The organism is Herbaspirillum sp. (assembly GCF_017744395.1).
GTDB lineage: Bacteria > Pseudomonadota > Gammaproteobacteria > Burkholderiales > Burkholderiaceae_D > Herbaspirillum.
Window position 1 is genome coordinate 74,966 of the sequence record NZ_JAGIBI010000001.1, and the last position, 24,260, is coordinate 99,225.

The window sequence follows — 24,260 nt, forward strand, 5'->3', positions numbered from 1 at the left end:
ACAGGAGCGTGAGATGAAAAACAATGTCAATTCCGGTATCGAGGGCCGCCTGGCGGCGCTGGCGCGGCCCCTGTTCGGCAGCCGCACACTGCAATGGCTGGCTTATCTGGGCCTGTGCGCGGCCTATCTGCAGGGCGGGCTGGTCAAGCTGACCGACTTTGCCGGGGCCATCGGCGAGATGAACCATTTCGGCCTGGCGCCGGCGCCCGTGTTCGCGGTGCTGGTGATCGTGCTGGAGCTGGGCGCTTCCGCGCTGATCCTCTGCAGGCGGCTGCGCTGGCTGGGCGCGCTGGCGCTGGCAGGCTTCACCTTGCTGGCCACGTTCATCGCGCTGCGCTTCTGGATGCTGCCGGCGGGCCAGGAACGTTTCATGGCGGCCAATTCCTTTTTTGAGCATTTGGGCCTGGCGGGCGGTTTCCTGCTGGTGGCCTGGCTCGATCTTCAGGATAAGGAGACCGCATGAGCGCCATGGATAACGCGCAGCCGCCGGGTTTTTGGGCGCAATCCAGGGCGCCTCTGATCCTGACGGTGGTGGCCGGCGCCATCGACACCATCGGTTTCGTCGCCTTGCTGGGTTTTTTCACTGCCCACGTGACCGGCAACCTGGTGCTGGCCGGCGCCGCGTTCGTCCAGGGCGGCGCCGGCGTATGGATCAAGTTGGGAGCCATCCCGCTGTTCATCGTCACGGTGATGTTCACCAAGATGTGGATCGACCGCTGCAGCCAGTCCGGCACGACCCTGGGCTGGCTGCTGGTGGGGGAGGCGCTCTTCCTGGCGGGATTCATGCTGGCCGGCCTGCACTTCGCGCCTTTTTCCGATCCCGACGATGTCGCGCTGGCGCTGACCGGCGGGCTGGGACTGATCGCGCTGGCCATCCGCAATACGGCCAGCAAGACGCTGATCAAGCACATCAGCCCCAGCACCATGATGACCGGCAATACCACCCAGTTCGGCATCGACCTCTCCAACTATGTCCGCCAGCCCGGCCGCGAGCAGGGGCTGGCATTGCTCAAAAGCGGCAGCATCGTGGCCGCTTTCATCCTGGGCGCATTGCTCGGGGCGGTGCTTTACGTGTACCTGGGGTTCTGGAGCGTGCTGCCGTTCCTGCTGGCCGTGCTGTACCTGGCGAGCCTGTCCTTCCGCAAGCGGTTCATCTGATGGGGAGGCGGCCATGAACAAGGGCAGGCTTGAATCCTTCAGCGACGGCGTCATCGCCGTGAGCCTGACGCTGATGCTGTACCAGATCCAGCTCCCCGCCGATTTCACCTGGGCGGGGCTGCGCGCGGAAGCCCAGCATTTCCTTGGCTATGTGCTCAGCTTCATCTATGTCGGCATCTACTGGAACAACCACCATCACCTGTTCCAGGTGGTCCGCGGCATCAACGGCAGGATCATGTGGGCCAACCTGAACCTGCTGTTCTGGCTGACGATGATCCCGATTACCACCACCTGGGCCGGGAAATCGGAATGGCTGGCGCTGCCCACCGCCCTGTACGCGCTGGCGCTGTTCATTTGCGCGGCTTCCTACTGGCTGCTCGGGCGCGCCATCGTCGCGCGGGAAGGGCCGGACTCGCCGGCGGCGCAGACCATCGGCCGCGGCCTCAAAGGGAAAGTCTCCCTGGCGATCTATGCGCTGGCTGTCGGCGTCAGTTTCTGCAGCAGCATCGCGGCATTTGCCATCCTGGCGGCGATGGCGGCGCTGTGGTTCTTTCCCGATGCGCGGATCGAACGGTATTTGCAGGAGCAGGATGACAAAAGGCACTGAACCGCCAAAGGGCGGCGCAGTGCCTTGCAAGCGGCACGGACGAAAAAAATCCCCGACGAGTCGGGGATTTTTTATTTCAGCGCTGAAACTTAAGCAACAGGCTGGATGTTCGAAGCTTGCTTACCCTTCGGGCCAGTGGTCACTTCGAAGGAAACGCGTTGGTTTTCCTTCAGCGACTTGAAGCCGCTCGATTGGATAGCCGAGAAGTGAGCGAACAGATCTTCGCCGCCTTCATCGGGAGTGATAAAACCAAAACCTTTTGCATCATTGAACCACTTGACGGTACCAGTTGCCATTACGGACTCCTTAATTAATTGATTGGGGCGTGTTAATGCCCGGCTCTTTATCGTTACTCGGGAGGAATGACAGCGATGACCGCACTACCAGCTCGAATCCTAACGACGCGCTGATTATACTCATTAAATCGGGAATGCAAGCTATTTTCGGTTGCAAAGTTCAATTTAAATATTTAATTATTTTTGCTTGCACTTTAGTTTTCGATTCTCGCCAAAAAACGGTGCGGGAAATCGCCCGGAATCCCTTGTCTGGTGCGGCTTTTGGCGTGTCGGTCATTGTCCTACGCGAATTTTGGAATTGGCCGGATTCAATCGTTTTTCTGATGGATCAGCACAACAGCATCCGCAGCAATGCCTTCTTCCCGGCCCAGGTAACCCAGTTTTTCATTGGTTTTGGCCTTGATATTGACTTGCTGTGAAGAAATTTTCAGGTCGTCGGCCACGTTTTTCACCATGGCGGGGATGTGCGGCGCCATTTTCGGCGCCTGGGCGATGATGGTGGCGTCCACGTTGCCGATCTCATAACCGGCGGCATCCAGGCGCCGGGCGGCTTCGCGCAGCAAGACGCGCGAGTCGGCGCCCTTGAATTGCGGGTCGGTATCGGGAAAGTGGCGGCCGATGTCGCCCAGCGCCGCGGCGCCGAACAGGGCGTCGGTGATGGCGTGCAGCAAGGCGTCGGCGTCGGAGTGGCCGAGCAGGCCTTTCTTGTGCGGGATCTCGACGCCGCCCAGGATCAGCGGGCGGCCTTCGACCAGCACGTGGCAGTCGTAGCCCTGGCCGATGCGGAAGGGGAATGCGGTGCTCATGTTAATCAGCCTTTCAGGAAGAATTCGGCCAGCGCGGCGTCCTGCGCCAGCGTGACCTTGAGGTTGCGGGGGCTGCCTTCGACCAGGCGCGGCTGCAGGCCGAGCATTTCGATGGCGCTGGCGTCGTCGGTGATGGCGCCGATGCGCCCCTGTTCTGCCGCCTGGCGCAAGGCGCGCTGCAGCAGCGCGTAGCGGAACATCTGGGGCGTTTGCGCGGCCCACAGGCCGGCGCGCGGAACGGTTTCCTGTGAACGGCCGCCGGCGCTTTCGCGCTTGAGCGTATCGACCACCGGCAGGGCCAGCAGGCCGCCGACCTCATCGCCGTCCAGGGTGTCGAGCAGGCGGTCGATCAAGCCGGCATCCAGGCCCGGCCGCGCGGCATCGTGCACCAGCACCCAGTCGGCGTCGCCGGCCGCATCGCGGATTTGGTTGAGGCCGTTGAACACGCTTTCCTGCCGCGTGGCGCCGCCCACGCGCAGCACGGTGGCGCGCGGGGCCAGTTCCGGCGTGACCAGTTCGTCGATCCAGGCGTCGCCGGCGCTGACCACCACGAAGGTATGGGCAATGCGCGCATGCGCGGCGAAAGTCTCCAGCGCATGGCGCAGCATCGGTTTGCCGGCGATGGGCATGTATTGCTTGGGAATCTGCGCGCCCATGCGGGCGCCGACGCCGGCGGCGGGGATCAGCGCGAAATGCTGCGGTTGGCTGGCGGTGGATGCGGAGGAGGCCGGTTGGTTCATACAAGGCGGGATGCGGGTTTCAGGCACCGCCCCGAAAGACGGCCTGCTTTATAATGCGAGGCTGAATTTTAATGCCAATTCCAGGCTAGCGGCGCCGATTTGCCTGCCATGCCGCCTTCCCAACATCCGATGTCCTTCGACCTGAAAAAATCCCTTCCCAAGCCCGGTGTGCGTTTTGTCCCGCCGGCGGTGCACGGTTCGGCCGATGCCTGGCTGCTGGCGCAAGCGGCGCTGGAGCTCAAGGCGCAAGGCCGCATGCTGGCCGTGATTGTGGCCGGCGCCACCGATGCCCAGCGCTTGCTGGCCGAAATTCCCTGGTTCCAGCCGCAATCCGGCGAGAAGCTGCGCTGCCACCTCCTGCCCGACTGGGAAACCCTGCCGTACGATGCCTTCTCGCCGCACCAGGACCTGGTGTCCGAGCGCCTGGCGACCTTGTATGAAGTGCAAAGCGGGCAATGCGACCTGCTGATCGTGCCGGCCACCACCGCCTTGCTGCGCATGGCGCCGCCGGAATTCCTGGCGGCCTACACTTTCTTCTTCAAGAAGGGCGAAAAGCTCGACGAGGGGCGCCTGAAGTCGCAACTGACCCTGGCCGGCTACAGCCACGTGGGGCAGGTGATGTCGCCCGGCGAATACTCGGTGCGCGGCGGCCTGATCGACATCTTCCCGATGGGTTCGGTGGTGCCGTACCGCCTCGACCTGTTCGGCGACACGGTGGAAACCATCCGCACCTTCGACGCCGATACCCAGCGCTCGCTGTACCCGGTGCCGGAAGTGCGCCTGCTGCCGGGCCGCGAATTCCCGATGGACGAGGCCGCGCGGCTGGCCTTCCGCAATCGCTGGCGCGAGGTGTTCGAAGGCGACCCGTCGCGCTCGGCGATCTACAAGGACATCGGCAACGGCATCGCCTCGGCCGGTATCGAGTATTACCTGCCGCTGTTCTTCGAACAGACCGCGACGCTGTTTCAGTACCTGCCCGAGAGCGCGATGTTCGCCACCGTGGGCGACATCGAGCAAGCGATCAAGCGTTTCTGGAGCGATACCCAGTCGCGCTGGAAATTCCTGAGCGCCGACCGCGAACGCCCGGTGCTGGAACCCAGTGCGATCTACCTCGACGACGAGGATTTCTTCACGCTGTTGAAGCCTCATGCGCGTTGGGTGTTGAAGGGAGATGATGCGCCGTCCGAACTGTCGGCGCCGCTGCCCAACATCGCCGTCAACCGCCGCATCGAAGACCCTCTGACCAACCTGCGCGCCTTCCTGCTGCAGACTGACAAGCGCGTGCTGATCTGCGCCGAGTCCAACGGCCGCCGCGAAACGCTGCAGCAGTATTTCGGCGAATACGACCTGCATCCTGTGCTGTGCGACGACTGGCAAGGATTCCTTGCCAGCGGCGAGCAACTGATGCTGGGCGTGGCGCCGCTGTATGCCGGTTTCGCGCTGCAGCACCCGGAACTGGTGTTCATCACCGAAACCGAACTGTACGCCGGCACCGGCCGCCGCGCCGGCAGCCGCAAGCAGCAGGCCGCCACCGAAGTCGAATACATGGTGCGCGACCTGTCGGAGCTGAAGATCGGCGATCCGGTGGTGCACTCCAACCACGGCATCGGCCGCTACATGGGCCTGATCAGCATGGACCTGGGCGAGGGCGAAACCGAATTCCTGCACCTGGAATACGCCAAGGAGAGCAAGCTCTACGTGCCGGTCTCGCAACTGCACGTGATCTCGCGCTACTCCGGCGCTTCGCCGGAAGACGCGCCGCTGCACGCGCTCGGTTCCGGCCAGTGGGAAAAGGCCAAGCGCAAGGCCGCCCAGCAGGTGCGCGACACCGCCGCCGAACTGCTCAACCTGTACGCGCGCCGCGCGCTGCGCCAGGGCCACGCCTTCCAGTATTCCGCGCATGACTACGAAGCCTTCGCCGACAGTTTCGGGTTTGAAGAGACCGCCGACCAGGCCGCCGCCATCAATGCGGTGATCCAGGACATGACCTCTGGCCGTCCGATGGATCGCCTGATCTGCGGCGACGTTGGTTTCGGCAAGACCGAGGTGGCCTTGCGCGCCGCCTTCGTCGCCGTGATGGGCGGCAAGCAGGTGGCCATCCTGGCGCCCACCACCTTGCTGGCGGAGCAGCACGCGCAGACCTTCGCCGACCGCTTCGCCAACTGGCCGGTGAAGATCGCCGAGCTGTCGCGCTTCCGTACCGGCAAGGAAGTCACGCAGGCGATCAAGGGCATGGGCGACGGCACCGTCGATATCGTTATCGGCACCCACAAGCTGCTGTCGGATGAAGTGAAATTCTCGCGCCTGGGGCTGGTCATCATCGACGAGGAACACCGTTTCGGCGTGCGCCAGAAAGAGGCCTTGAAGTCGCTGCGCGCCGAGGTCGACGTGCTGACGCTGACCGCCACGCCGATCCCGCGCACGCTGGGCATGGCGTTGGAAGGCTTGCGCGATTTCTCGGTGATCGCCACCGCGCCGCAAAAGCGCCTGGCGATCAAGACCTTCGTGCGCGGCGAGAGCGAATCGACGATACGCGAAGCCTGCCTGCGCGAACTGAAACGCGGCGGCCAGGTGTACTTCCTGCACAACGAAGTGGAAACCATCGCCAACCGCCGCGCCATGCTCGAAGCGCTGCTGCCGGAAGCGCGTATCGGCGTGGCGCACGGTCAGATGCACGAGCGCGACCTGGAAAAGGTGATGCGCGACTTCGTGGCGCAGCGCTTCAACATCCTGCTGTGCACCACCATCATCGAAACCGGCATCGACGTGCCGACCGCCAACACCATCATCATGCATCGCGCCGACAAGTTCGGCCTGGCGCAATTGCACCAGCTGCGCGGCCGCGTCGGCCGTTCGCACCACCAGGCCTATGCCTACCTGCTGGTGCAGGATGTGCAGGGCCTGACCAAGCAGGCGCAGCGCCGGCTGGAGGCGATCCAGCAGATGGAGGAACTGGGCAGCGGCTTCTACCTGGCCATGCACGACCTGGAAATCCGCGGCGCCGGCGAGGTGCTGGGCGACAACCAGTCGGGCGAGATCCACGAGATCGGTTTCCAGATGTATTCCGACATGTTGAACGAAGCCGTGAGGGCGCTGAAGAACGGCAAGGAGCCGGACCTGGCCGCGCCGCTGTCGTCCACCACCGAGATCAACCTGCACGTGCCGGCCTTGCTGCCCAACGATTATTGCGGCGACGTGCACGAGCGCCTGTCGCTGTACAAGCGCTTCGCCAACTGCGAGAAGGCGGACGCCATCGACGACCTGCAGGAAGAATTGATCGACCGCTTCGGCAAGCTGCCCGATCCGGCGCGCTCGCTGATCGAGACGCATCGCCTGCGCATCGCCGCCAAGCCGCTGGGCATCGTCAAGATCGATGCGCATTCCGAGGCGGCCTTGCTGCAGTTCGTGCCCAATCCGCCGATCGACGCCATGCGCATCATCGAACTGGTGCAGAAGAACCGCCAGGTCAAGCTGAACGGCCAGGACAAGCTGCGCATCACCGCCACCATGCCTGACCTCAACGCCCGCGTGCAGCAGGTCAAGGCGATCATGAAGGCGCTGGGCGCCTGAACCTTTTTCAATACGTACTGATAAACCAAGACAACATGAACCTGATCCTGCAAGCCCTGAAAAGCACCGCCGTCGCCCAGTCCGGGATCGACGCCATCGCCGCGCTGGCCGGCGGCAAGGCCGACAAGCTGGCGGATGCCCGCGTGCCCGATGCCGATGCCTGGCGCGTGGCCGGCGTGACGTTCAGCGATGAACTCAAGGCCAAGGTCGACGCTGCCTGCCTGGCGGCGAAGCTGGACTACGCCTTCCTCGATCCGGCGCGCAAGCTGGCCGATTTCAGGCTGGTGGCGATGGACATGGATTCCACCCTGATCACCATCGAATGCATCGACGAGATCGCCGACATGCAGGGCCTGAAGCCGCAGGTGGCCGAGATCACCGAAGCCGCCATGCGCGGCGAGATCGAATTCAACGAAAGCCTGACGCGCCGCGTGGCTCTGCTGAAGGGACTCGATGCGGCGGCCTTGCAGCGCGTCTACGATGAGCGCCTGAAGCTGTCGCCGGGCGCGGAAAACATGCTCAGGACTATCCAGGCCGCGGGCTTGAAGACGCTGCTGGTGTCGGGCGGCTTCACCTTCTTCACCGACCGCATGAAAACTCGCCTGGGCCTGGATTACACCCATTCCAATACGCTCGAGATCGTCGACGGCAAGCTGACCGGCCGCGTGGTGGGCGGCATCGTCAACGCCGAGGAAAAGCGCGCTACGGTCGAGCGCGTGTGCCGCGAGATCGGCGCCGAACCGGCGCAGGCCATCGTCATGGGCGATGGCGCCAACGACTTGAAGATGATGGGCATTTCCGGCTTGTCGGTGGCCTTCCGCGCCAAGCCGGTGGTGCGCGCGCAGGCGGACGTGGGCTTGAATTTCGTCGGCCTGGATGGCATCTTGAACCTGTTGGGCTGAGCGCCCGCCACCTACCTATCGATGGGAGACGCGATGACGCAGGAACTGGTATTGGACGGCAATACGCAATCGGCCAAGGATCTGGCCTGGTGGCTCTATATTTTCCATGGCCTGTGCCTGGCGTTTTCGCTGGGCATGCTGTCGTGGCTGCCGCTGATCGTCAACTATCTCAAGCGCGGCGACGCGCAGGATACCTTTGTCTACAGCCACCACCGCTGGCAGATCCGTTCGTTCTGGTGGTACCTGTTCTGGATGTTCGCCGGCGGCCTGGTCTGGATCACGGTGGTCGGCATCCCGCTGGCGATCCTGATCTGGACGCTGGCCTGGATCTGGAAGGCGTACCGGCTGATCAAGGGCTTTCTCGACCTGCTCGACAACAAGCCGATGCCGGTCTGAGCGTTTCACTTGTTGGAACAACGAAAATAAGGATAGGGGAGCCACATGCGTGAAATCGCCACACTGGAAGAACTGAAATCGCTAGCCGGCCAGGAAGTGGCCGTCAGCGACTGGATCGAAGTGACGCAGGAACAGGTGAACCGCTTCGCCGACGCCACCGGCGACCACCAATGGATCCACGTCGACGTCGAGCGCGCGGCGCGCGAATTGCCCTCCGGCGGCACCGTGGCGCACGGCTTCTTTACCCTGGGCCTGTTGCCGCGCATGCTGGGCGAAGCCATCAGCCTGGGGCCGGACGTCAGGATGCTGCTCAACTACGGCCTGAACCGCGTGCGCTTTCCGGCGCCTTTGCCGGTGGGGCGCCGGGTGCGCGGCATCATCGTACTGGAAACGGTCGAGGATATTCCAGGCGGCGCCCAGCTGGCCTGGGAAATCACCGTCGAATGCGAGGGTTCGGAAAAGCCGGTCTGCGTGGCGCAGTTCCTGGTCCGGCGTTATTGATGCGGCCCGGCCTTGCCGGTTGCCGCGGATAAACTCGCAAAAGATCACGCCGGCGGCCGCCGATTTGTTGATGTACAACATCGGATTGCAGCCGGATGGACGGCGGGGATGATTTTCTTTCAAGTCCTGTTGGGATGATGCTAAGGTGAGTGCATCCGGCGTTGCCGGAAAGTAGCGCCGTACTGAACGATCTCGTGGCAGTTTGTTGTCGCCGCATTGTTTGCACAAGAATCGCCCATGACGTCCGACTGCCAAGAACAGCAAGCCGAAACAGGTTTCCACCGGAAGGCGCTCGCATTCAACAATGAGACCCTTTCCTATATCGCCCGTGGGGCGCCGCTAGACCATCTTCTCGACCGTATCGCCCGCGGCTTTTCCCAAGCCTACCCTGGGCGTTCGCTGGGCATTTTCCTGTTTGATGCGGCGCAGCGCCGCTTGCGCATCGGCGCCGCGCCGGGCATGTTGCCGGACCATCTGCGGCAGATCGAGGCGCTCGATGTGCGGGAACCCGACACCCCTCAATTCTGGCAACGCTTCCAGGACAGCGCCGTCGAGCATTGCGTCGAGATATTGGAGATGCTGCCGCTGCGCTCCTTCGCCGGGGAGGTTGCCGGCATCCTGGTGGTGTGCGGACAGTCCGGCGCGCCGGCCGATCCGCGATACGACGAGATGCCTTACCGGCAGACGGTGGGGGCGGCGGTATCGATGGCGATGCTGTCCATCGAGCGCTCGATGGCGCCGGCGCATATCCGGCCGCCGATAGAGTCGGCCGGGCCCGGCGACGAGCGCATGGCGCTGGCGATCGAAGGCAGCGGCACCGGCATCTGGGACCGCAACGCGGTCACCGGGGAGATTTATTATTCGCGCGGCTGGAAGGCGATCCTCGGGTATGAGGACTGGGAGCTCTCCAACCATATCGAAGACGCCTACAAGCGGGTGCATCCGGAAGATTTGCCGTATGTGAAAGAGACCATCCAGCGCCACTTCGCCGCGCAATCCGATACCTATGTCGTGGAGCACCGGATCCTGTGCCGCGATAACAGCTACAAGTGGATCTGCAGCCGCGGCAAAGTGGTGGCGCGCGATGCCCAGGGCAATGCCTTGCGCATGATCGGCACCACCACCGACATCACCGAACTCAAGCAGCTCACCGAGAAGTTGCGCAAAAGCGGGCAATTGCTGGCCGACCTGACCAACGAAATCCCGGGGATGGCTTTCCAGTACCGCATCCCACCGGGAAAGGCGGGCTATTTCACCTATGTCAGCGAAGGCGTGCGCGAGATCTATGGGTTCACGCCGGAACAGCTGCTGGCCGATGCCGCGATGGTCGAGGCCATCCTGCATCCGGAAGATCTCCCGGTTTACCAGTCTTCGCTGCGCGCCATCGCCGGCGGCGCCGGGCACTGGCGCCTCGAATACCGTGTGACGCCGCCCGGGGCCGGTCAGGGCGTGCGCTGGCTGCGCGGCCACGCCAAGCCGCGCTGGCTGGCCGACGGCAGCATGCTGTGGCACGGTTTCATCAGCGATGTCAGCGAAAGCAAGGCGATCGAACTGGAGCTGCAGGAGTTCGCGCTGACCGACTTCCTGACCCAGGTGCCCAACCGCCGCTATTTCATGAAGCGGCTGGAGGAGGAGCATGGCCGCATTCAGCGCAGCAGCGATGGCCGCGCCGCTTTGCTGATGTGCGACCTGGACCACTTCAAGGCCGTCAACGACACCTACGGCCACGCGGTCGGCGACCAGGTACTGAAGAATTTTGCCGACGTGCTCAAGGCGCAGTTGCGCAAGAGCGATACGGTAGGGCGTTTCGGCGGGGAGGAGTTCGCGGTGATCCTGGCCGATGCCGATGCGCAGGTCGCCGCCGTCTTCGCCGAGCGCCTGCAGCGCAGCTTTGCCGCCCAGCCGCTGGTAGTGGGCGGGCAAACCATCCTGGTGACGCTGAGCATCGGCATCGCCATCATCCTTCCCGATTGCGAATGCCCTGAGACGGCGCTGCGGCAAAGCGACGAAGCGCTCTACCGCGCCAAGGAAAGCGGGCGCAACCGTTTCGAGATCGCGCCCGTACAAGAACGGGATTGAAGCCGCTCAGCGCTTCTGGTACTGGCCTTTGCCGAACAGCAGATCCTTGGCCTTGTCGTCGGTCAGCGGCTTGCGCTTGTCGGCCAGTACCGCCACGCCGCGTTGCACCGCCGGGCGCGCGCCGATGGCGTCGAACCAGCGCTTGACGTTGGGGAAGTCGGCCAGGTCGATGCCCTGGTTCTTGTGCGAGCGGGTCCAGGGGAAGCAGGCGATGTCGGCGATGGTGTATTCGTCTCCGGCCAGGTAGGCGTGGCGGCCGAGCTGCTTGTCCATCACCTGGTACAGGCGACGGGCTTCGTTGCTGTAGCGGTTGACGGCGTACTCGATCTGTTCCGGGGCATACAGACGGAAGTGGTGCGCCTGGCCCAGCATCGGCCCCAGGCCGCCCATCTGGAACATCACCCATTGCAGCACTTCATATTTCTCGCGGACGGTATTGCCGAGGAAGCGGCCGGTCTTGCCCGCCAGGTAGATCAGGATCGCGCCCGACTCGAACAGCGAGATCGGCTTGCCGTCCGGGCCGTCGGGATCGGTGATGGCGGGGATCTTGTTGTTCGGGGAGATCTTCAGGAAGTCCGGCGCGAACTGGTCGCCGGCGCCGATATCGATGGCGTGCGCGGTGTAGGGCAGGCCGCATTCCTCCAGCATGATGTGAACCTTGTGGCCGTTGGGCGTGGCCCAGCTATAGACGTCGATCATGGGTGTCCTTGTCGTTATCCGGTTGATTCGGTGGCAGCCAGGGAGTGCTGCGTTTTTCGCCAGGCTAGTGTAGCGGAAGGCGGATACGGCTGCAGGAGGCGGGGGAAGGCGGGGTGCCTCGCCCGGAGTATCCGGGCGAGGGAGGGGGACGGGTCAGAGCTTGGCCAGGCGGTCCAGCGCCAGGCGCAGCGTCTCATCCTTCTTGGCAAAGCAGAAGCGCACGATGCCCGACTCCTTCGGCGTGTTGTAGAAGGCCGAGACGGGGATCGCCGCCACGCCGATCTCGGTGGTCAGCCACTTGCAGAACTCGGCTTCGGAAAGGTCGGAGATGGCGCCGTACTTCACGCACTGGAAGTAGGTGCCTTCGGACGGCAGCAGTTCGAAACGGGTGTTCTTGAGGCCGTCGCGGAACAGGTCGCGCTTGTGCTGGTAGAAGGCCGGCAGGTCGAGGTAGGGCGCCGGATCCTTCATGTAGGCGGCCAGGCCGTATTGCACCGGCGTGTTGACGGTGAACACGTTGAACTGGTGCACCTTGCGGAACTCCGCCGTCATGGCGGCCGGCGCGGCCACGAAACCGACCTTCCAGCCGGTGACGTGGTAGGTCTTGCCGAAGCTGGAGTTGATGAAGGTGCGCTGCGACAGTTCCGGATGGCGCGCCAGCGACTCGTGCGGGCGGCCGTCGTAGACCATGTGTTCGTACACTTCGTCGGACAGGACCAGGATGTCGGTGCCGCGCACGATGTCGGCCAGCGCCTGCACGTCGGCCGCTTTCAGGACGCTGCCGGTCGGGTTGTGCGGGGTGTTGACCATGATCATGCGGGTCTTGGGCGTGACGGCGGCCTTCACCTTGTCCCAGGGGATGCTGTAGCCGTGCACGCCGACTTCCATTTGCACGAAGACCGGGATGCCGCCGGCCAGTTCGATGGCGGGCACGTAGCAGTCGTAGGCCGGCTCGATGACGATCACCTCGTCGCCGGCATGCACCGCGCACAGCACCGAGGTCAGGATGCCCTGGGTGGCGCCGGCGGTGACGGTGATTTCGCTGGCCGGATCGTAGCGGCGGCCGTACAGCTTTTCGACCTTGTCGGCGATGGCTTCGCGCAGGACCTGCACGCCGGCCATCGGCGGGTATTGGTTCAGGCCGTCCTGCATGGCGTTGGTGACTGCCTGCACCAGCGCGGGGTCGCAGTTGAAGTCGGGGAATCCCTGGCCCAGGTTGACCGCGCCTTTTTCGCTGGCCAGCGCGGACATGACGGTGAAAATGGTAGTGCCGACCTTGGGCAGTTTGGTGACGATGTTGGCTGGGGTGCTCATTGCTGCGGGAACCGATCCTCAAGTGTTTTCGCAAGTCGGCTATTTTAGCCGGAATCGCCATCAGGCATTTTTGCGCCGCATCAGGGCGATCAGGACGAAAAGGCGAATGCGTCCGGCCGCCAGTGCTGCGGCGGCACGATGGCGAACATGCCTTTGCGCAGGGTCTTCTTCGCCAGCTTCAATACCGCCTTGTCCTTGCTGACCAGGACGTGCGCCCGGCATTGCAGGGCCAGCTCCAGGAATTTCTGGTCGTCCTTGTCGGTGCACAGCGGCAGGCCGAAGGTGTTGACTTCGGCCAGCGGCAGGCAGTGCAGCAGGCGGTCGAATTCGGCGCAGATGGCCGGCTTGTCGGCCGGCGTGACCGGCAGGTGCGGATAGTCGAGTACCGCCAGCCATTCGTTGCGGCAGTCTTCGCGGGTATAGGCTTGCACGCTGCCGTCCCGCAGCGCTTGCAGCAGGGCGTTCCAGCGCGGGTCGCGGAACACGAACAGGTCGAGGCAGACGTTGGTGTCCAGCACCAGCCGCTGGCGTTCGCCGGCGGCTGGTTCGGAAGAGGTCGGTGCGGGGGATGCGGTAGGAACGGGTATTGCCGGAATGCTCATTGAATCATCAGTCTAGTTGTCGATGCCCTGGTTGGCTTCAGGCGGCATGTCATGCGCTTGCAGCAGGTTGCCGCCGGCTTCGAGCACATCATACCCCTGGTCGGTGACGCGCCAGAAATTGTGCATGTCCACCGCTACCAGGCCGCGGTCGTGCAGCAGGCGCAAGTGGTGCAGGATCACTTCCGGCGCCTGGTGCTTGACCGACAATTCCCCCTGGATCTTTTCCACGTCGCCATAGGTGGTTCCGAACGAAGCCAGGGTGGTGAGGATCTCGGCCATCAGGGCCTTGTCGCGTTTCATGGTCTGCTCCTTGCCTCTCGGCGTGGCTGCCGCAATCGGGGCGATCGGGCTTTTGTCAATGTGTCACTATCAATGTAGTCGTTTCATGCGGCGACCGCAAAGCAGATGCAAGTCCCGCCCGGTCCGGCCTGCTGCTTGTATTGATTAACGGCAATTCGCGCGGCGGACTTGAATACCGCGCCGCCGGAAAAAAACAGCCTCGCGAACGAGGCTGCCGGGTAGTGAGCGGGACGAAACCGGCCCTCAGAACTGTTCCCAGTCGTCGTCGCCGGAGGGCATGGGTTTGGCGTCGGCTTTTTTCGCGGGCAGGGCGGGTTTGGCGCTGACTGGGCGGGCGGCAGGCGGCTGGATGGCCGGCCTGGCTGCCGCCAGTTGCGCCGGGGCCGCGTTTGCCGCGGCGTGCGGGCGGTCCAGCTTGAAGACGCTGACCAGTTCCGCCAATTTTCCTGCCTGCTCCTGCAGGGAACCGGCGGCGGCTGCCGCTTGTTCGACCAGCGCGGCGTTTTGCTGCGTGACTTCGTCCATCTGGGTGATGGCAAGGTTGACCTGTTCGATGCCGTCGCTCTGTTCCTGGCTGGCCGAACTGATCTCGGCCACGATGTCGGTCACGCGCTTCACGCTGGCGACCACTTCGGTCATGGTGGTGCCGGCCTGTTCGACCAGCTTGCTGCCGGTGTCGACCTTGGCCACGGAGTCGTCGATGAGCGCCTTGATCTCCTTGGCTGCCGAGGCCGAACGCTGCGCCAACGAGCGCACTTCGGAAGCCACCACGGCGAAGCCGCGGCCCTGTTCGCCGGCGCGCGCCGCTTCCACCGCCGCGTTCAGCGCCAGGATGTTGGTCTGGAACGCGATGCCGTCGATCACGCTGATGATGTCGACGATCTTTCTGGACGATTCGTTGATGGAGCCCATGGTCTCCACCACCTGGCCGACCACGCCGCCGCCCTGGACCGCCACGTCGGAGGCCGAGTTGGCCAACTGGTTGGCCTGGCGCGCGTTGTCGGCGTTCTGTTTCACGGTGGAGGTCAGTTCTTCCATCGCCGAGGCGGTTTCTTCCAGCGAGCTGGCCTGCTCTTCCGTGCGCGATGACAGGTCGAGGTTGCCGGTGGCGATTTCGCGCGAGGCGGTGTTGATGGTGTCGGTGCCCTGGCGCACCTGGCTGACGATGCGCAGCAGGCTGTCGTTCATGGCCTTGAGCGAGAGCATCAGGCGGCCGGTTTCGTCGCGGCTGGCGGGTTTGATGTCGACGGTCAGGTCGCCCTCGGCCACGCGCTCGGCGACATGCATCGCATCCTGCAGCGGGCGCGATACGATGCGCGCGACCCAGGTCGCCAGCAGCAGGCCCAGGCCGATACAGCAGGCCAGCAGGACGACGATCATGGTGCGGGAGCTCTCGTAGCGGGCCTGGGCGTCGTTGTTGGTGGCGTCGGCGGCGTCGACATTGATCTTCACCACCTTGTCCAGGGTGCCGAACAGGCGCAGGTAGACCGGCGTGAGCTGGTTGAGCAGGATGTCGCGCGCTTCGTCGATCTTTTGTTCCCTGACGCGCGCGGCGAGGGTCTGGTGGATGCCGGTGAAGGTCGCGAGATCGGTCTTGATGGCGGTGAAATTGGTTTTCTCCGCTTCGGTGTCGAGCAGCACCGAGTATTTTTCCAGCGCTTTGCTGAGTTCGTCGAACTGGCCGGCGATCAGCTTCTCGTTGACATCGAGATTGCTTTCATTGCCGGGCAGCAGGTGCTGGAGCTGGACCGTCCGGACGCGCGCCAGCGCGACCTTGGCTTCCAGCGGATAGCGCACGCTGGGCAGCGAGTCGTCGGCGATCTTGGTCGAGGCATCGTTGACCCTGGACAGTTGCACGATGGAAAACACGCCCTGGATGGCAGTCAGCACCAGGATCGCGGCGAAAGTGATGAGCAGCTTGCGTGCGATCCGCAGATCATAGAACCAGTTCATGGCCGTTTTCCTTCCTCGGATGGGGTTGTCTCCGGGGAGCGCGCAGGCGCGATCCCGTCCTGTATGGATCAGTCTGCCGCCCAGTGTAGAAGTGCGGATGGCCGGGCAAAGGGCGCAAAAGCGCTGCCTTTGCGTGGCAAATTCGGGTATCGCGGCCGCGCCGGGGACGATGCGGCGCATGGTGGCGCACGTAATGGACGAGCTTTGGGTATCATTGCGCCAACCTGTTGATTGGATGAAATCCCATGCTGATTGTTTTGTCTCCCGCCAAGTCGCTCGATTACGATACGCCCGCCGTCACCGATGTCCATACCACGCCCGCTTTCATTCCCCGCTCGGCCGAACTGATCGAGGTGCTCAAGAAGCTCTCGCCGGCCCAGGTCGGCAGCCTCATGGGCATCTCGGACCAACTGGCGGTGCTCAACGTGAACCGCTATGCCGCGTGGTCGCGCAAGTTCACCGGCAAGAATTCCAAGCAGGCGGTGCTGGCGTTCAACGGCGATGTGTACGAGGGACTGGATGCCAATTCGCTCAGCGCCAGGCAGCTCGATTATGTGCAGGGCCATGTGCGCATCCTGTCCGGCCTGTACGGCATGCTGCGCCCGCTGGACCTGATGCAGCCGTACCGCCTGGAGATGGGCACCAAGCTGGCCAATCCGCATGGCAAGGACTTGTACGCCTTCTGGGGCAGCGAAGTGACCGAAGCCCTCAATGCCGAACTGCAGGCGCAGAAGACGCCGGTGCTGGTGAACCTGGCTTCCGAGGAGTATTTCAAGGTGGTCAAGCCCAAGCTGCTCAAGGCCAAGGTGATCTCGCCGGTGTTCGAGGACTGGAAGGGCGGCAAGTACAAGATCATCTCGTTCTACGCCAAGCGCGCGCGCGGCCTGATGGCGCGCTACGCGGCGCAAAAGAACATCAGCCAGCCGGAGAAGCTCAAGGGCTTCGACCTGGAAGGCTATGCTTTTGCCGAAGAGGCGTCGAGCGACAGCACCTGGGTGTTCCGCCGCAAGCTGGAGGCCTGATCGCCGCATTCGCCGCATTGCATCCGGGAAATAAAAAAGCCTCGCATTGCGAGGCTTTTTGTTGGGTGCATCGGGTAGGCCGGGCCTTACCAGATCTTCCACCAGGGCTTGTCCTTCTTCTTGGGGCCGCCGGTGTAGTAGGGGCTGTTCGGGTAGTTGGCCTTGATGACGCGCTCGGTATCGTCGCGCAGCTTGGTTTGTCCCAGCGCATCGTAGGAGCGCATCAGGATGAACAGGGCCTCTTCGTTGGCCGGCGCGTCCGGGTATTGCTTGATGGCGGCCTGGGCGCGGTTGGCGGCCGACACATAGGCGCCGCGGCGGTAGTAGTAGCTGGCCACGTGGACGTCGTATTGCGACATGGCGTTGACCAGGTACTTCATGCGCAGGATGGCGTCCGGCGTGTACTTGCTGTCGGGGAAGCGTTCGGCCAGCAGCTTGAACGAGTCGAACGCGTCGCGCATCGCCTTCGGGTCGCGCTCGGTGTTGTCCTGGTCGGTGAAGGTGTCGAAGATGCTGGTGCGGTCGTTGAAGTTGATCAGGCCGCGCAGGTAGTACATGTAGTCGACGTTGGGGTGGTTCGGGTGCAGCTTGATGAAGCGGTCCACCGCGGCCAGGCCCTGCGGCTGGTCATTCTGGCGGTAGTAGGCGTAGGCGATGTCCATCTGCGCCTGCTGGGCGTAGGTGCCGAACGGGTAGCGCGATTCCAGCTTTTCGAAATACTTGATCGCCTTGTCGTAGCCGCCGGCGTTCAGTTCGTCCTTGGCTTCCGAGTATAATTTCGAGGCAGACCAGCCGACCGTCTCGTCCTTTTGCTCCGGCAACAGACCGCAAGCCGTGAGCGACAGGGCAAAGCCGACGGTGATGAACTTCAATAAGATTTTGTGCATGACTCTTGTGTGCTTGTCTGAATGCTTACCGTTTTTGCATGTCAGGCGCGAACGCCTTGCCGAGTCGGCTGCATGGTTACCCCAAATACAAACCGCCCGATCTGGCGATTATAGCTGATGTCACGTAAGAAACCCCCTCAGATTGCAAATGGCGAACAGCCTGCCAATATCGACCTTCCCGACGATGAATTCGACGAAGGCGACGATGCCTCCGATGCGTCGTCGTCCGCGCAGTTGTCCGAATTTGCGCCCATTTCGCTGCGCCTGACCGACGATGCGATCGGCCAGCGCCTGGACAAGGTGCTCTCGGGCCTGATCCCCGAATTTTCGCGCAGCCGCATCCAGCAATGGATCGAAGACGGCCACGTGACCGTGGACGGCGCCCCGGCCAAGGGCAAGATGACCATGCTGGGCGACGAACTGGTGGAAGTGGCGCCGCAATCGGCGCCGCAGGACCATGCCTACGGCCCGGAGCCGATGGCGCTGGACATCTTGCACGAAGACAAGTCCATCATCGTGCTCGACAAGCCGCCCGGGCTGGTGGTGCATCCCGCCGCCGGCAACTGGAGCGGCACCTTGCTCAACGGCTTGCTGCACCATTGCCCGGCGCTGGCCAACGTGCCGCGCGCGGGTATCGTCCACCGCCTCGACAAGGAAACCAGCGGCCTGATGGTGGTGGCCAAGACGCTGGCGGCGCAGACCGACCTGGTGCGCCAGTTGCAGGCGCGCAGCATGAAGCGCCAGTACCTGGCGCTGGTGTGGGGGCTGCCGCAATTGTCGGGCACCGTCGATGCGCGGATGGCGCGCCATCCGCGCGACCGCATCAAGATGGCGGTGTCGCAAAGCATGACCGCCAAGCCGGCGGTGACGCATTACCGCCGCCTGGCGACCGGAATGATCGACAGCAAGCCGGTCAGCCTGGTGCACTGCCGCCTGGAGACCGGGCGCACGCACCAGATCCGCGTGCACCTGCAGTCGCTGGGTTTCCCGCTGGTGGGCGATGCGCTGTACGGCAAGCACCACCTGGTCCAGGTATTCCCGCGCCAGGCGCTGCAGGCGGCCCGCCTGGGCCTGGTGCATCCGACTTCGGGCAAGTTCCGGCAATGGGCGGCGCCGCTGCCGCAGGACATCGCCGAGCTGCTGGCGCGCGCCGGCATCGATCCGGCCTTGGCGGTGATCCCGGAAATGTCCGACGAGCCGGATCCGGTGACGGGCGACCCGGACGATGACGAGTATTGAGGTGCGCGCATGGAGCTGCTGATCCCCGAATGGAATGCTCCCGCCAATATCGGCGCGTTGACCACGCTGCGCGCCGGCGGCTATAGCGCGGATCCTTATGGCGACGGCGAGGGCGGCCTGGGGCTGAACCTCGGCGCCCACGTCGAAGACGATCCCGCGCTGGTGGCGAAAAACCGCGCCTTGCTGCGTCGCCTGCTGCCGCGGGAGCCGGCCTGGCTGTCGCAGGTGCATGGCACGGCGGTGGCGGATGCGGCCACCGCGCAACCCGGGGAACAGGCCGACGGCTGCGTCAGCACCGCGGCCGGCGCCGTGTGCGTGATGATGACGGCCGATTGCCTGCCGGTGCTGTTGTGCGACCGCGCCGGGACGGTGGTGGGTGCGGCCCATGCCGGCTGGCGCGGGCTGGCGGCCGGCGTGTTGGAAAATACCGTGGCGGCCATGCGCGCGCGCGGCGCGCAAGAGGTGATGGCCTGGCTGGGCCCGGCCATCGGGCCGGAGCGCTTCGAAGTCGGCGCCGAGGTGCGCGAGGTCTTCGTGCGGCACGACGCCGCAGCCGACGCCGCCTTCCGCGGTGTCGTTGGCAAGCCGGGCAAATATCTCGCCGATATCTACCGCCTGGCGCGCCTGCGCTTGCAGGCGGCCGGAGTGGCGGACATTTCCGGCGGCGGCTTGTGTACGGTCGGCGATACGCGTTTTTATTCCTACCGTCGCGACAAGGCGACCGGCCGCATGGCTTCTCTGATCTGGATCAAATAACGGGCAGCGCGGGAATAACCACAAGGGCAGCTACAGGCTGCCCTTGTTATTTGCGTTTGCCGCTCGCCGGCGGCCGATGCGCATACGCCTGCAGGGCCTGGATCAGTTCGCGGGTGTGGCCGGGCAGGCCGTCGAGGCCGCGCACGCAGATCAGCAATTGCCGCCTGGCCCAGGCGTCGGTCAACGGCAGCACGCGGATATCCATATGGGCGGCGCAGGCCTGGGCCGCGGTTTCGGGAATCACCGCCACGCCGACCAGTTGTTCGACCATGCGGCAGATGCCGTCGAAGCTGCGCAGCCGCACCCGGTACTGCAGGCGTTTCCCGGCGCGCGCGGCATGGCCGGCGAGGTGTTGCTGCAAGGCGCTGTCGCCGGACAGGCCGACGAAGTCCTCATCCAGCAGCTCACCGAAGGCCAGCGCTTTGCGCCTGGCCAGCGGATGCTTCCTGGCCAGCACCGCGACCAGGTGGTCCTGGCGGAAGGGGAAGGTCTGCAAAGGGCCGCTGTCGGCCGAGTCGGCGATGATGCCGACGTCGGCCACGCCGTCCACGATGGCCTGCACCACTTCATAACTCAGTTTTTCTTCCAGCTCGATATCGGTGTGCGGATGGCGCGCCAGGAACGAGGCCAGCACTTCCGGTAGGAACTCGGTCATGGCCGAGGTATTGCACAGCAGCCGGATGCGGCCCTTGAGCCCTTGCGCGTACTGGCCCAGCTCATCGCGCAGCTGCTCCATCTGCTGGCCCAGCATGCGGGCATGGTGCGCCAGCGCGCGGCCGGCGTCGGTGGTCCGTATGCCGCGCCGGCCGCGTTCCAGCAGGGCGGCGCCGAGCGCGTCTTCCATGTTGCGGATGCGCGCGCTGGCCGATGCCAGCGCCATGTGGGTCCGGGCCGCGCCGGCGGTGATGCTGCCGCTTTCCACGATGTGCAGGAAAAGGCGCAGGTCGGAGAGGTCGAATCGGTTGCTCATCGGGGGATCGCATTGGTTGGCTCAGCCTTCGTCCATTACGAAGGCTGGCTAAGTGTATTCCACATTTTCAGGCGGCGCCGGGGCTGGCAGACTGCAAGCTGCCTGATTCCTCTTGTCACTGTTTTCCGGTTTCTCACTATGCAATCCTTTCTCTCGTTCATGGGCATGAACTCCACTGTGCTGGCGGTTTGCCTCGGGGTGTTCCTGCTCGCCGGCTTCGTCAAGGGCGTGATCGGCCTGGGGCTGCCTACTGTCGCGGTGGGCTTGCTCAGCCTGGCGATGCCGCCGGTCCAGGCCGCCGCGCTGCTGATCGTGCCTTCGATGGTGACTAATGTCTGGCAACTGCTGGCGGGCGGGGCCTTCATGGCGCTGGCGCGGCGCCTGTGGGCCATGCTGGCCGGGATCGTCGCCGGCACGCTGGCCGGCAGCGGATTCATGGGTGCCGACGGCGGCCGCCGGGTCATTGTCGCGCTGGGCGTGGCGCTGGTGCTGTATGCGGCGGCGGGCCTGGCATCGTTCAAGTTTCAGGTGCCTGAGCGCGCGGAGAAATGGTGGTCGCCGATAGTCGGCCTTGTCACCGGCCTCATTACCGCCGCCACCGGCGTCTTCGTGATCCCGGCGGTGCCTTACTTGCAGGCGCTGAATCTGGAACGCGACCAGTTGATCCAGGCGCTGGGCCTGTCGTTTACCGTCTCCACTGTCGCGCTGGCGATCAATCTGGGGCAGGGCGGGGCCTTGGGCGGCAACGTGGCCGGCGCATCGGCGGTGGTATTGTTGCCGGCCCTGCTGGGCATGGCCATCGGCACCTGGGTGCGCGGCAGGGTCAAGGCGCCGACGTTCCGGCGCTATTTCTTCGCCGGGATGCTGCTGCTCGGTTTGCATCTGGCATCGCACGTTGCGGGGTGAGCGGCAATGCGCGGCGGCGTGATCGATTGCGGCTGGAGGATCGACGGACCATGCAGCCATCGGCCGGACGAAGTGCATGTCTACGCTTATCTTGGCCAGCGGATGATCGGCATGCTCGATGGCGAATTATGCGGTGGCGGGGAGGTACGGTTGCGCATGGCCTATGTGTCGCCGCCCTGGCGCGGGAGTGCGGTGCTGCGCGACATGCTGGCCGCGCTGCGGAAGCGTTACCGGCGGATCGCGGTGCGGCGCCCGCGGCATCTTCATGCAACAGGGCAATGATGCATTGCGCAACCGGCGTACGGTCCGGGTTGCGCGGGTGTGGTTTCCTCACTGCCGGGAACGGTCGTGTCCGGCTTGATCGGGGCGGATGGCGACGCCGCTCCTCCGGTTATTTTTGCTCGCGTTCGGCGGGCTCATCATTTGCCCGCGCATGCTGGTTTGCGGCCTTCATTTTCTCCATCTTTTGTCGATTCCGCTTGCGTTGCGGTGTACCCATCAGGTATAAAACAACGGTCAAGGGAAATACGCCGTACAGCAGGAAAGTGGTCACTCCGGCGACCGCGCTCTGTTCGGTGATCGACATCATGAAGACGACGTAGAGCCATGCGATAGCAACGATATACATGGTGACTGGGGCTTCGAGACAAACCGTAAAGATACGCGAAAATTGCAGATCCGAGCATGAACAAGCAGAATCCGCAGCAACCCTCTCCTGATGTTCCCGCGTGGCTGGCGCAGATGTCCGATCCGAAATTCTGGGCCTCGCTGCCATCCCAATTCCAATCGCAATTCCAGCATCTCCAGCCCGCGTTGCAAGCCTTCCCCAATATGGCTTTTCCATTTGGCGGCGCAGCCGGCGCGGGACAGTTCGACCCATCGTCGCTGGTGAAACAGCTGGGCGAACTGGGCGCTTCGCTGGATGCGGCCGACATGGTGCGCCTGCAGCAGGATTACGCGCAGCAGTTTTCCGAACTCTGGCAAGCGGCGATGTCGGCCAGGGTGCCCCCGGTTACCGACCGCCGCTTGAGCGCGCCGGCCTGGCAGGAGAGTTCGTACTTCGCGTTCCAGGCGGCCGCTTACCAGCTCAATTCGCGCTTCCTGCTGGCCCTGGCCGATGCCGTCAAAGGCAGCGACAAGGTACGCAACAGGGTGCGCTTTGCGGTGCAGCAAATGATCGATGCGATGTCGCCGGCCAACTTCCTGGCGACCAATCCGGTCGCCCAGCAAAAGGTGATCGAGACCGGCGGCGAAAGCCTGACCAAGGGCATCGCGCAATTGATCGCGGACCTGCAGAAGGGGCACGTCTCGCAGACCGATGAAACCGCTTTCGAAGTCGGCAAGGACGTCGGCGCCAGCGAAGGTTCGGTGATCTACGAGAACGAACTGTTCCAGCTGATCCAGTACAAGCCGCTGACCAAGACCGTGCATGCGGTGCCGCTGCTGATCGTGCCGCCTTGCATCAACAAGTTCTACATCCTCGACCTGCAGCCGCAGAATTCGCTGGTGCGCTACACGGTCGAGCAGGGCCATACGGTGTTCCTGATCTCCTGGCGCAATGCCGACGCTTCTGTCGATGGCGCGACCTGGGACCAGTACGTCGACGGCGCTGTCGCCAACGCCATCCATATCGTCCAGGAAGTCAGCAAGCAGCCGCAGATCAATGCGCTGGGCTTCTGCGTCGGCGGCACCATCCTGTCGTGCGCGCTGGCGCTGCTGGCCGCGCGCGGCGAGGATCCGGTATCGAGCCTGACGCTGCTGACCACTTTCCTCGATTTTTCCGATACCGGCGCCATCGATGTCTATATCGACGAGATGCAGCTGGCCATGCGCGAGCAGATGATCGGCAAGCGCGGCCTGATGGCCGGGCGCGATTTCGCCAGCGCGTTTTCCAGCCTGCGGCCCAACGACCTGCTGTGGAACTACGTCGAGTCCAACTACCTCAAGGGCGAGGCGCCGACCGCGTTCGACCTGCTGTACTGGAATGCGGACAGCACCAACCTGCCGGGGCCGATGTTCTGCTACTACCTGCGCCACATGTACCTGGAGAATGCCCTGAAGGACCCAGGCCGGCTGACGGTGGCCGGCGAGAAGATCGACCTGCGCAAGATCACCGCGCCGGCGTTCATCTACGCCTCGCGCGAAGACCACATCGTGCCGTGGAAGTCGGCGTATGCGACGGTGGGGCTGATCAACGCCTCCCGGCGCGCCAACAACCGTTTCGTGCTGGGCGCATCCGGCCACATCGCCGGGGTGATCAATCCGGCCTCGAAGAACAAGCGCAATTACTGGGTCAACGACAAGCTGGAAGCCGATCCCGATGCCTGGTTCGCCAAGGCCAAGGAACATCCCGGCAGCTGGTGGACCGAGTGGGCGGCTTTCCTGGGCAAGCATGGCGGGCGCAAGGTCGCCGCGCCGAAGGCGGCGGGTTCGGCCAAGTACCGGCAGATCGAGCCGGCGCCGGGGCGCTACGTCAAGGTGAAGGCGGACCAGGTCATCTGAGAGCGGAGGTTCACGCTGCGGCCAGCCGGCCGGAGGAAAAAGGATTCAGGAACGC

25 protein-coding genes are annotated in these 24,260 nt (G+C 64.0%); 14 read left to right on the forward strand and 11 right to left on the reverse strand.

Annotated elements, in window-relative coordinates; translation table 11 throughout:
* The first annotated feature begins 13 nt into the window (after positions 1 to 13).
* From J7548_RS00355 to J7548_RS00365, 3 genes are read left to right on the forward strand one after another with little or no spacing between them, the layout of a single operon-like run.
* Positions 14 to 463 (forward strand): DoxX family protein, encoded by a 450-nt coding sequence (locus J7548_RS00355; protein ID WP_290968789.1) that lies wholly within the window; start codon positions 14 to 16, stop codon positions 461 to 463.
* On the forward strand, positions 460 to 1,158 hold the full coding sequence (locus J7548_RS00360) for a YoaK family protein (protein ID WP_290968792.1): 699 nt from the start codon (positions 460 to 462) through the stop codon (positions 1,156 to 1,158). The genes J7548_RS00355 and J7548_RS00360 overlap by 4 nt, the downstream gene beginning before the upstream one ends.
* 13 nt (positions 1,159 to 1,171) lie before the next feature.
* The gene (locus J7548_RS00365; protein WP_290968794.1) at positions 1,172 to 1,765 is read left to right on the forward strand and encodes a TMEM175 family protein; all 594 of its coding nucleotides are present in this window, start codon (positions 1,172 to 1,174) and stop codon (positions 1,763 to 1,765) included.
* Between the two features lie 89 nt (positions 1,766 to 1,854).
* Here J7548_RS00365 and J7548_RS00370 read toward each other — a convergent pair whose 3' ends face one another.
* From J7548_RS00370 to ispD, 3 genes are all read right to left on the reverse strand, one after another.
* Positions 1,855 to 2,061, reverse strand: a complete 207-nt coding sequence (locus tag J7548_RS00370; RefSeq protein WP_290968796.1) for a cold-shock protein — start codon at positions 2,059 to 2,061, stop codon at positions 1,855 to 1,857.
* A gap of 308 nt (positions 2,062 to 2,369) precedes the next feature.
* Entirely contained in the window at positions 2,370 to 2,867 is a 498-nt protein-coding gene (gene ispF / locus J7548_RS00375; RefSeq protein ID WP_290968798.1) for a 2-C-methyl-D-erythritol 2,4-cyclodiphosphate synthase, read from the reverse strand.
* 5 nt (positions 2,868 to 2,872) lie between these two features.
* Positions 2,873 to 3,607: a 2-C-methyl-D-erythritol 4-phosphate cytidylyltransferase gene (ispD, locus tag J7548_RS00380; RefSeq protein WP_290968801.1), complete on the reverse strand. Its 735-nt coding sequence runs from the start codon at positions 3,605 to 3,607 to the stop codon at positions 2,873 to 2,875.
* Between the two features lie 129 nt (positions 3,608 to 3,736).
* Between ispD and mfd the strand changes: the two genes are divergently transcribed.
* The 5 genes from mfd (at position 3,737) to J7548_RS00405 (ending at position 11,055) form a co-directional block, all read left to right on the forward strand.
* Positions 3,737 to 7,177 (forward strand): transcription-repair coupling factor, encoded by a 3,441-nt coding sequence (gene mfd, locus J7548_RS00385; RefSeq protein ID WP_290971523.1) that lies wholly within the window; start codon positions 3,737 to 3,739, stop codon positions 7,175 to 7,177.
* A gap of 35 nt (positions 7,178 to 7,212) precedes the next feature.
* A complete protein-coding gene (gene serB, locus J7548_RS00390; protein ID WP_290968804.1) occupies positions 7,213 to 8,079 on the forward strand; it encodes a phosphoserine phosphatase SerB in 867 nt (288 codons plus the stop codon).
* 33 nt (positions 8,080 to 8,112) lie between these two features.
* Complete coding sequence (locus J7548_RS00395) at positions 8,113 to 8,475, forward strand: hypothetical protein (RefSeq protein ID WP_290968807.1); 363 nt, start codon at positions 8,113 to 8,115, stop codon at positions 8,473 to 8,475.
* A 45-nt stretch (positions 8,476 to 8,520) separates the two neighbouring features.
* Positions 8,521 to 8,976: a MaoC family dehydratase gene (locus J7548_RS00400; protein WP_290968810.1), complete on the forward strand. Its 456-nt coding sequence runs from the start codon at positions 8,521 to 8,523 to the stop codon at positions 8,974 to 8,976.
* A gap of 237 nt (positions 8,977 to 9,213) precedes the next feature.
* Positions 9,214 to 11,055: a sensor domain-containing diguanylate cyclase gene (locus J7548_RS00405; protein ID WP_290968813.1), complete on the forward strand. Its 1,842-nt coding sequence runs from the start codon at positions 9,214 to 9,216 to the stop codon at positions 11,053 to 11,055.
* Between the two features lie 6 nt (positions 11,056 to 11,061).
* Here the strand turns inward: J7548_RS00405 and J7548_RS00410 are convergent, their stop codons facing one another.
* From J7548_RS00410 to J7548_RS00430, 5 genes are all read right to left on the reverse strand, one after another.
* Positions 11,062 to 11,754: a glutathione binding-like protein gene (locus J7548_RS00410; RefSeq protein WP_290968816.1), complete on the reverse strand. Its 693-nt coding sequence runs from the start codon at positions 11,752 to 11,754 to the stop codon at positions 11,062 to 11,064.
* Positions 11,755 to 11,907: 153 nt separating this feature from the next.
* The gene (locus J7548_RS00415; protein ID WP_290968817.1) at positions 11,908 to 13,068 is read right to left on the reverse strand and encodes a pyridoxal phosphate-dependent aminotransferase; all 1,161 of its coding nucleotides are present in this window, start codon (positions 13,066 to 13,068) and stop codon (positions 11,908 to 11,910) included.
* An 89-nt stretch (positions 13,069 to 13,157) separates the two neighbouring features.
* Entirely contained in the window at positions 13,158 to 13,670 is a 513-nt protein-coding gene (locus tag J7548_RS00420) for a putative toxin-antitoxin system toxin component, PIN family (protein WP_290968818.1), read from the reverse strand.
* A 12-nt stretch (positions 13,671 to 13,682) separates the two neighbouring features.
* On the reverse strand, positions 13,683 to 13,970 hold the full coding sequence (locus tag J7548_RS00425) for a hypothetical protein (protein ID WP_290968820.1): 288 nt from the start codon (positions 13,968 to 13,970) through the stop codon (positions 13,683 to 13,685).
* Between the two features lie 243 nt (positions 13,971 to 14,213).
* Entirely contained in the window at positions 14,214 to 15,923 is a 1,710-nt protein-coding gene (locus J7548_RS00430; protein ID WP_290968823.1) for a methyl-accepting chemotaxis protein, read from the reverse strand.
* A 245-nt stretch (positions 15,924 to 16,168) separates the two neighbouring features.
* Between J7548_RS00430 and yaaA the strand changes: the two genes are divergently transcribed.
* On the forward strand, positions 16,169 to 16,945 hold the full coding sequence (gene yaaA, locus J7548_RS00435) for a peroxide stress protein YaaA (RefSeq protein ID WP_290968826.1): 777 nt from the start codon (positions 16,169 to 16,171) through the stop codon (positions 16,943 to 16,945).
* An 86-nt stretch (positions 16,946 to 17,031) separates the two neighbouring features.
* On the opposite strand, the gene J7548_RS00440 is transcribed toward yaaA, so the two are convergent.
* Complete coding sequence (locus J7548_RS00440) at positions 17,032 to 17,832, reverse strand: outer membrane protein assembly factor BamD (protein WP_290968828.1); 801 nt, start codon at positions 17,830 to 17,832, stop codon at positions 17,032 to 17,034.
* Between the two features lie 117 nt (positions 17,833 to 17,949).
* Here J7548_RS00440 and J7548_RS00445 point away from each other — a divergent pair, with 117 nt between their 5' ends.
* The gene (locus J7548_RS00445) at positions 17,950 to 19,071 is read left to right on the forward strand and encodes an RluA family pseudouridine synthase (RefSeq protein WP_290968830.1); all 1,122 of its coding nucleotides are present in this window, start codon (positions 17,950 to 17,952) and stop codon (positions 19,069 to 19,071) included.
* 9 nt (positions 19,072 to 19,080) lie between these two features.
* Positions 19,081 to 19,827, forward strand: coding sequence for a peptidoglycan editing factor PgeF (gene pgeF, locus J7548_RS00450; protein WP_290968833.1), 747 nt, complete (start codon positions 19,081 to 19,083; stop codon positions 19,825 to 19,827).
* 46 nt (positions 19,828 to 19,873) lie between these two features.
* Here the strand turns inward: pgeF and J7548_RS00455 are convergent, their stop codons facing one another.
* The gene (locus J7548_RS00455; protein WP_290968836.1) at positions 19,874 to 20,797 is read right to left on the reverse strand and encodes a LysR substrate-binding domain-containing protein; all 924 of its coding nucleotides are present in this window, start codon (positions 20,795 to 20,797) and stop codon (positions 19,874 to 19,876) included.
* A 138-nt stretch (positions 20,798 to 20,935) separates the two neighbouring features.
* Between J7548_RS00455 and J7548_RS00460 the strand changes: the two genes are divergently transcribed.
* Positions 20,936 to 21,703, forward strand: coding sequence for a sulfite exporter TauE/SafE family protein (locus J7548_RS00460; RefSeq protein ID WP_290968838.1), 768 nt, complete (start codon positions 20,936 to 20,938; stop codon positions 21,701 to 21,703).
* 6 nt (positions 21,704 to 21,709) lie between these two features.
* The gene (locus J7548_RS00465; protein ID WP_290968841.1) at positions 21,710 to 21,985 is read left to right on the forward strand and encodes a hypothetical protein; all 276 of its coding nucleotides are present in this window, start codon (positions 21,710 to 21,712) and stop codon (positions 21,983 to 21,985) included.
* Positions 21,986 to 22,094: 109 nt separating this feature from the next.
* Here J7548_RS00465 and J7548_RS00470 read toward each other — a convergent pair whose 3' ends face one another.
* Positions 22,095 to 22,331 carry a hypothetical protein gene (locus tag J7548_RS00470; protein ID WP_290968844.1) on the reverse strand — a complete coding sequence of 79 codons (237 nt, stop codon included), beginning with the start codon at positions 22,329 to 22,331 and terminating at the stop codon, positions 22,095 to 22,097.
* A gap of 56 nt (positions 22,332 to 22,387) precedes the next feature.
* On the opposite strand from J7548_RS00470, the gene phaC reads away from it, so the two are divergent.
* Entirely contained in the window at positions 22,388 to 24,205 is a 1,818-nt protein-coding gene (gene phaC / locus J7548_RS00475) for a class I poly(R)-hydroxyalkanoic acid synthase (RefSeq protein ID WP_290968847.1), read from the forward strand.
* The last annotated feature ends 55 nt before the right edge of the window (positions 24,206 to 24,260 follow it).

Excerpts from the sequence above, each read along its gene's own strand:
- J7548_RS00355 (WP_290968789.1), top strand. The coding sequence starts at position 14 with ATGAAAAACAATGTCAATTCCGGTATCGAGGGCCGCCTGGCGGCGCTG.
- J7548_RS00360 (WP_290968792.1), top strand. The coding sequence starts at position 460 with ATGAGCGCCATGGATAACGCGCAGCCGCCGGGTTTTTGGGCGCAATCC.
- J7548_RS00365 (WP_290968794.1), top strand. The coding sequence starts at position 1,172 with ATGAACAAGGGCAGGCTTGAATCCTTCAGCGACGGCGTCATCGCCGTG.
- J7548_RS00370 (WP_290968796.1), bottom strand. The coding sequence starts at position 2,061 with ATGGCAACTGGTACCGTCAAGTGGTTCAATGATGCAAAAGGTTTTGGT.
- ispF (WP_290968798.1), bottom strand. The coding sequence starts at position 2,867 with ATGAGCACCGCATTCCCCTTCCGCATCGGCCAGGGCTACGACTGCCAC.
- ispD (WP_290968801.1), bottom strand. The coding sequence starts at position 3,607 with ATGAACCAACCGGCCTCCTCCGCATCCACCGCCAGCCAACCGCAGCAT.
- mfd (WP_290971523.1), top strand. The coding sequence starts at position 3,737 with ATGTCCTTCGACCTGAAAAAATCCCTTCCCAAGCCCGGTGTGCGTTTT.
- serB (WP_290968804.1), top strand. The coding sequence starts at position 7,213 with ATGAACCTGATCCTGCAAGCCCTGAAAAGCACCGCCGTCGCCCAGTCC.
- J7548_RS00395 (WP_290968807.1), top strand. The coding sequence starts at position 8,113 with ATGACGCAGGAACTGGTATTGGACGGCAATACGCAATCGGCCAAGGAT.
- J7548_RS00400 (WP_290968810.1), top strand. The coding sequence starts at position 8,521 with ATGCGTGAAATCGCCACACTGGAAGAACTGAAATCGCTAGCCGGCCAG.
- J7548_RS00405 (WP_290968813.1), top strand. The coding sequence starts at position 9,214 with ATGACGTCCGACTGCCAAGAACAGCAAGCCGAAACAGGTTTCCACCGG.
- J7548_RS00410 (WP_290968816.1), bottom strand. The coding sequence starts at position 11,754 with ATGATCGACGTCTATAGCTGGGCCACGCCCAACGGCCACAAGGTTCAC.
- J7548_RS00415 (WP_290968817.1), bottom strand. The coding sequence starts at position 13,068 with ATGAGCACCCCAGCCAACATCGTCACCAAACTGCCCAAGGTCGGCACT.
- J7548_RS00420 (WP_290968818.1), bottom strand. The coding sequence starts at position 13,670 with ATGAGCATTCCGGCAATACCCGTTCCTACCGCATCCCCCGCACCGACC.
- J7548_RS00425 (WP_290968820.1), bottom strand. The coding sequence starts at position 13,970 with ATGAAACGCGACAAGGCCCTGATGGCCGAGATCCTCACCACCCTGGCT.
- J7548_RS00430 (WP_290968823.1), bottom strand. The coding sequence starts at position 15,923 with ATGAACTGGTTCTATGATCTGCGGATCGCACGCAAGCTGCTCATCACT.
- yaaA (WP_290968826.1), top strand. The coding sequence starts at position 16,169 with ATGCTGATTGTTTTGTCTCCCGCCAAGTCGCTCGATTACGATACGCCC.
- J7548_RS00440 (WP_290968828.1), bottom strand. The coding sequence starts at position 17,832 with ATGCACAAAATCTTATTGAAGTTCATCACCGTCGGCTTTGCCCTGTCG.
- J7548_RS00445 (WP_290968830.1), top strand. The coding sequence starts at position 17,950 with ATGTCACGTAAGAAACCCCCTCAGATTGCAAATGGCGAACAGCCTGCC.
- pgeF (WP_290968833.1), top strand. The coding sequence starts at position 19,081 with ATGGAGCTGCTGATCCCCGAATGGAATGCTCCCGCCAATATCGGCGCG.
- J7548_RS00455 (WP_290968836.1), bottom strand. The coding sequence starts at position 20,797 with ATGAGCAACCGATTCGACCTCTCCGACCTGCGCCTTTTCCTGCACATC.
- J7548_RS00460 (WP_290968838.1), top strand. The coding sequence starts at position 20,936 with ATGCAATCCTTTCTCTCGTTCATGGGCATGAACTCCACTGTGCTGGCG.
- J7548_RS00465 (WP_290968841.1), top strand. The coding sequence starts at position 21,710 with ATGCGCGGCGGCGTGATCGATTGCGGCTGGAGGATCGACGGACCATGC.
- J7548_RS00470 (WP_290968844.1), bottom strand. The coding sequence starts at position 22,331 with ATGTATATCGTTGCTATCGCATGGCTCTACGTCGTCTTCATGATGTCG.
- phaC (WP_290968847.1), top strand. The coding sequence starts at position 22,388 with ATGAACAAGCAGAATCCGCAGCAACCCTCTCCTGATGTTCCCGCGTGG.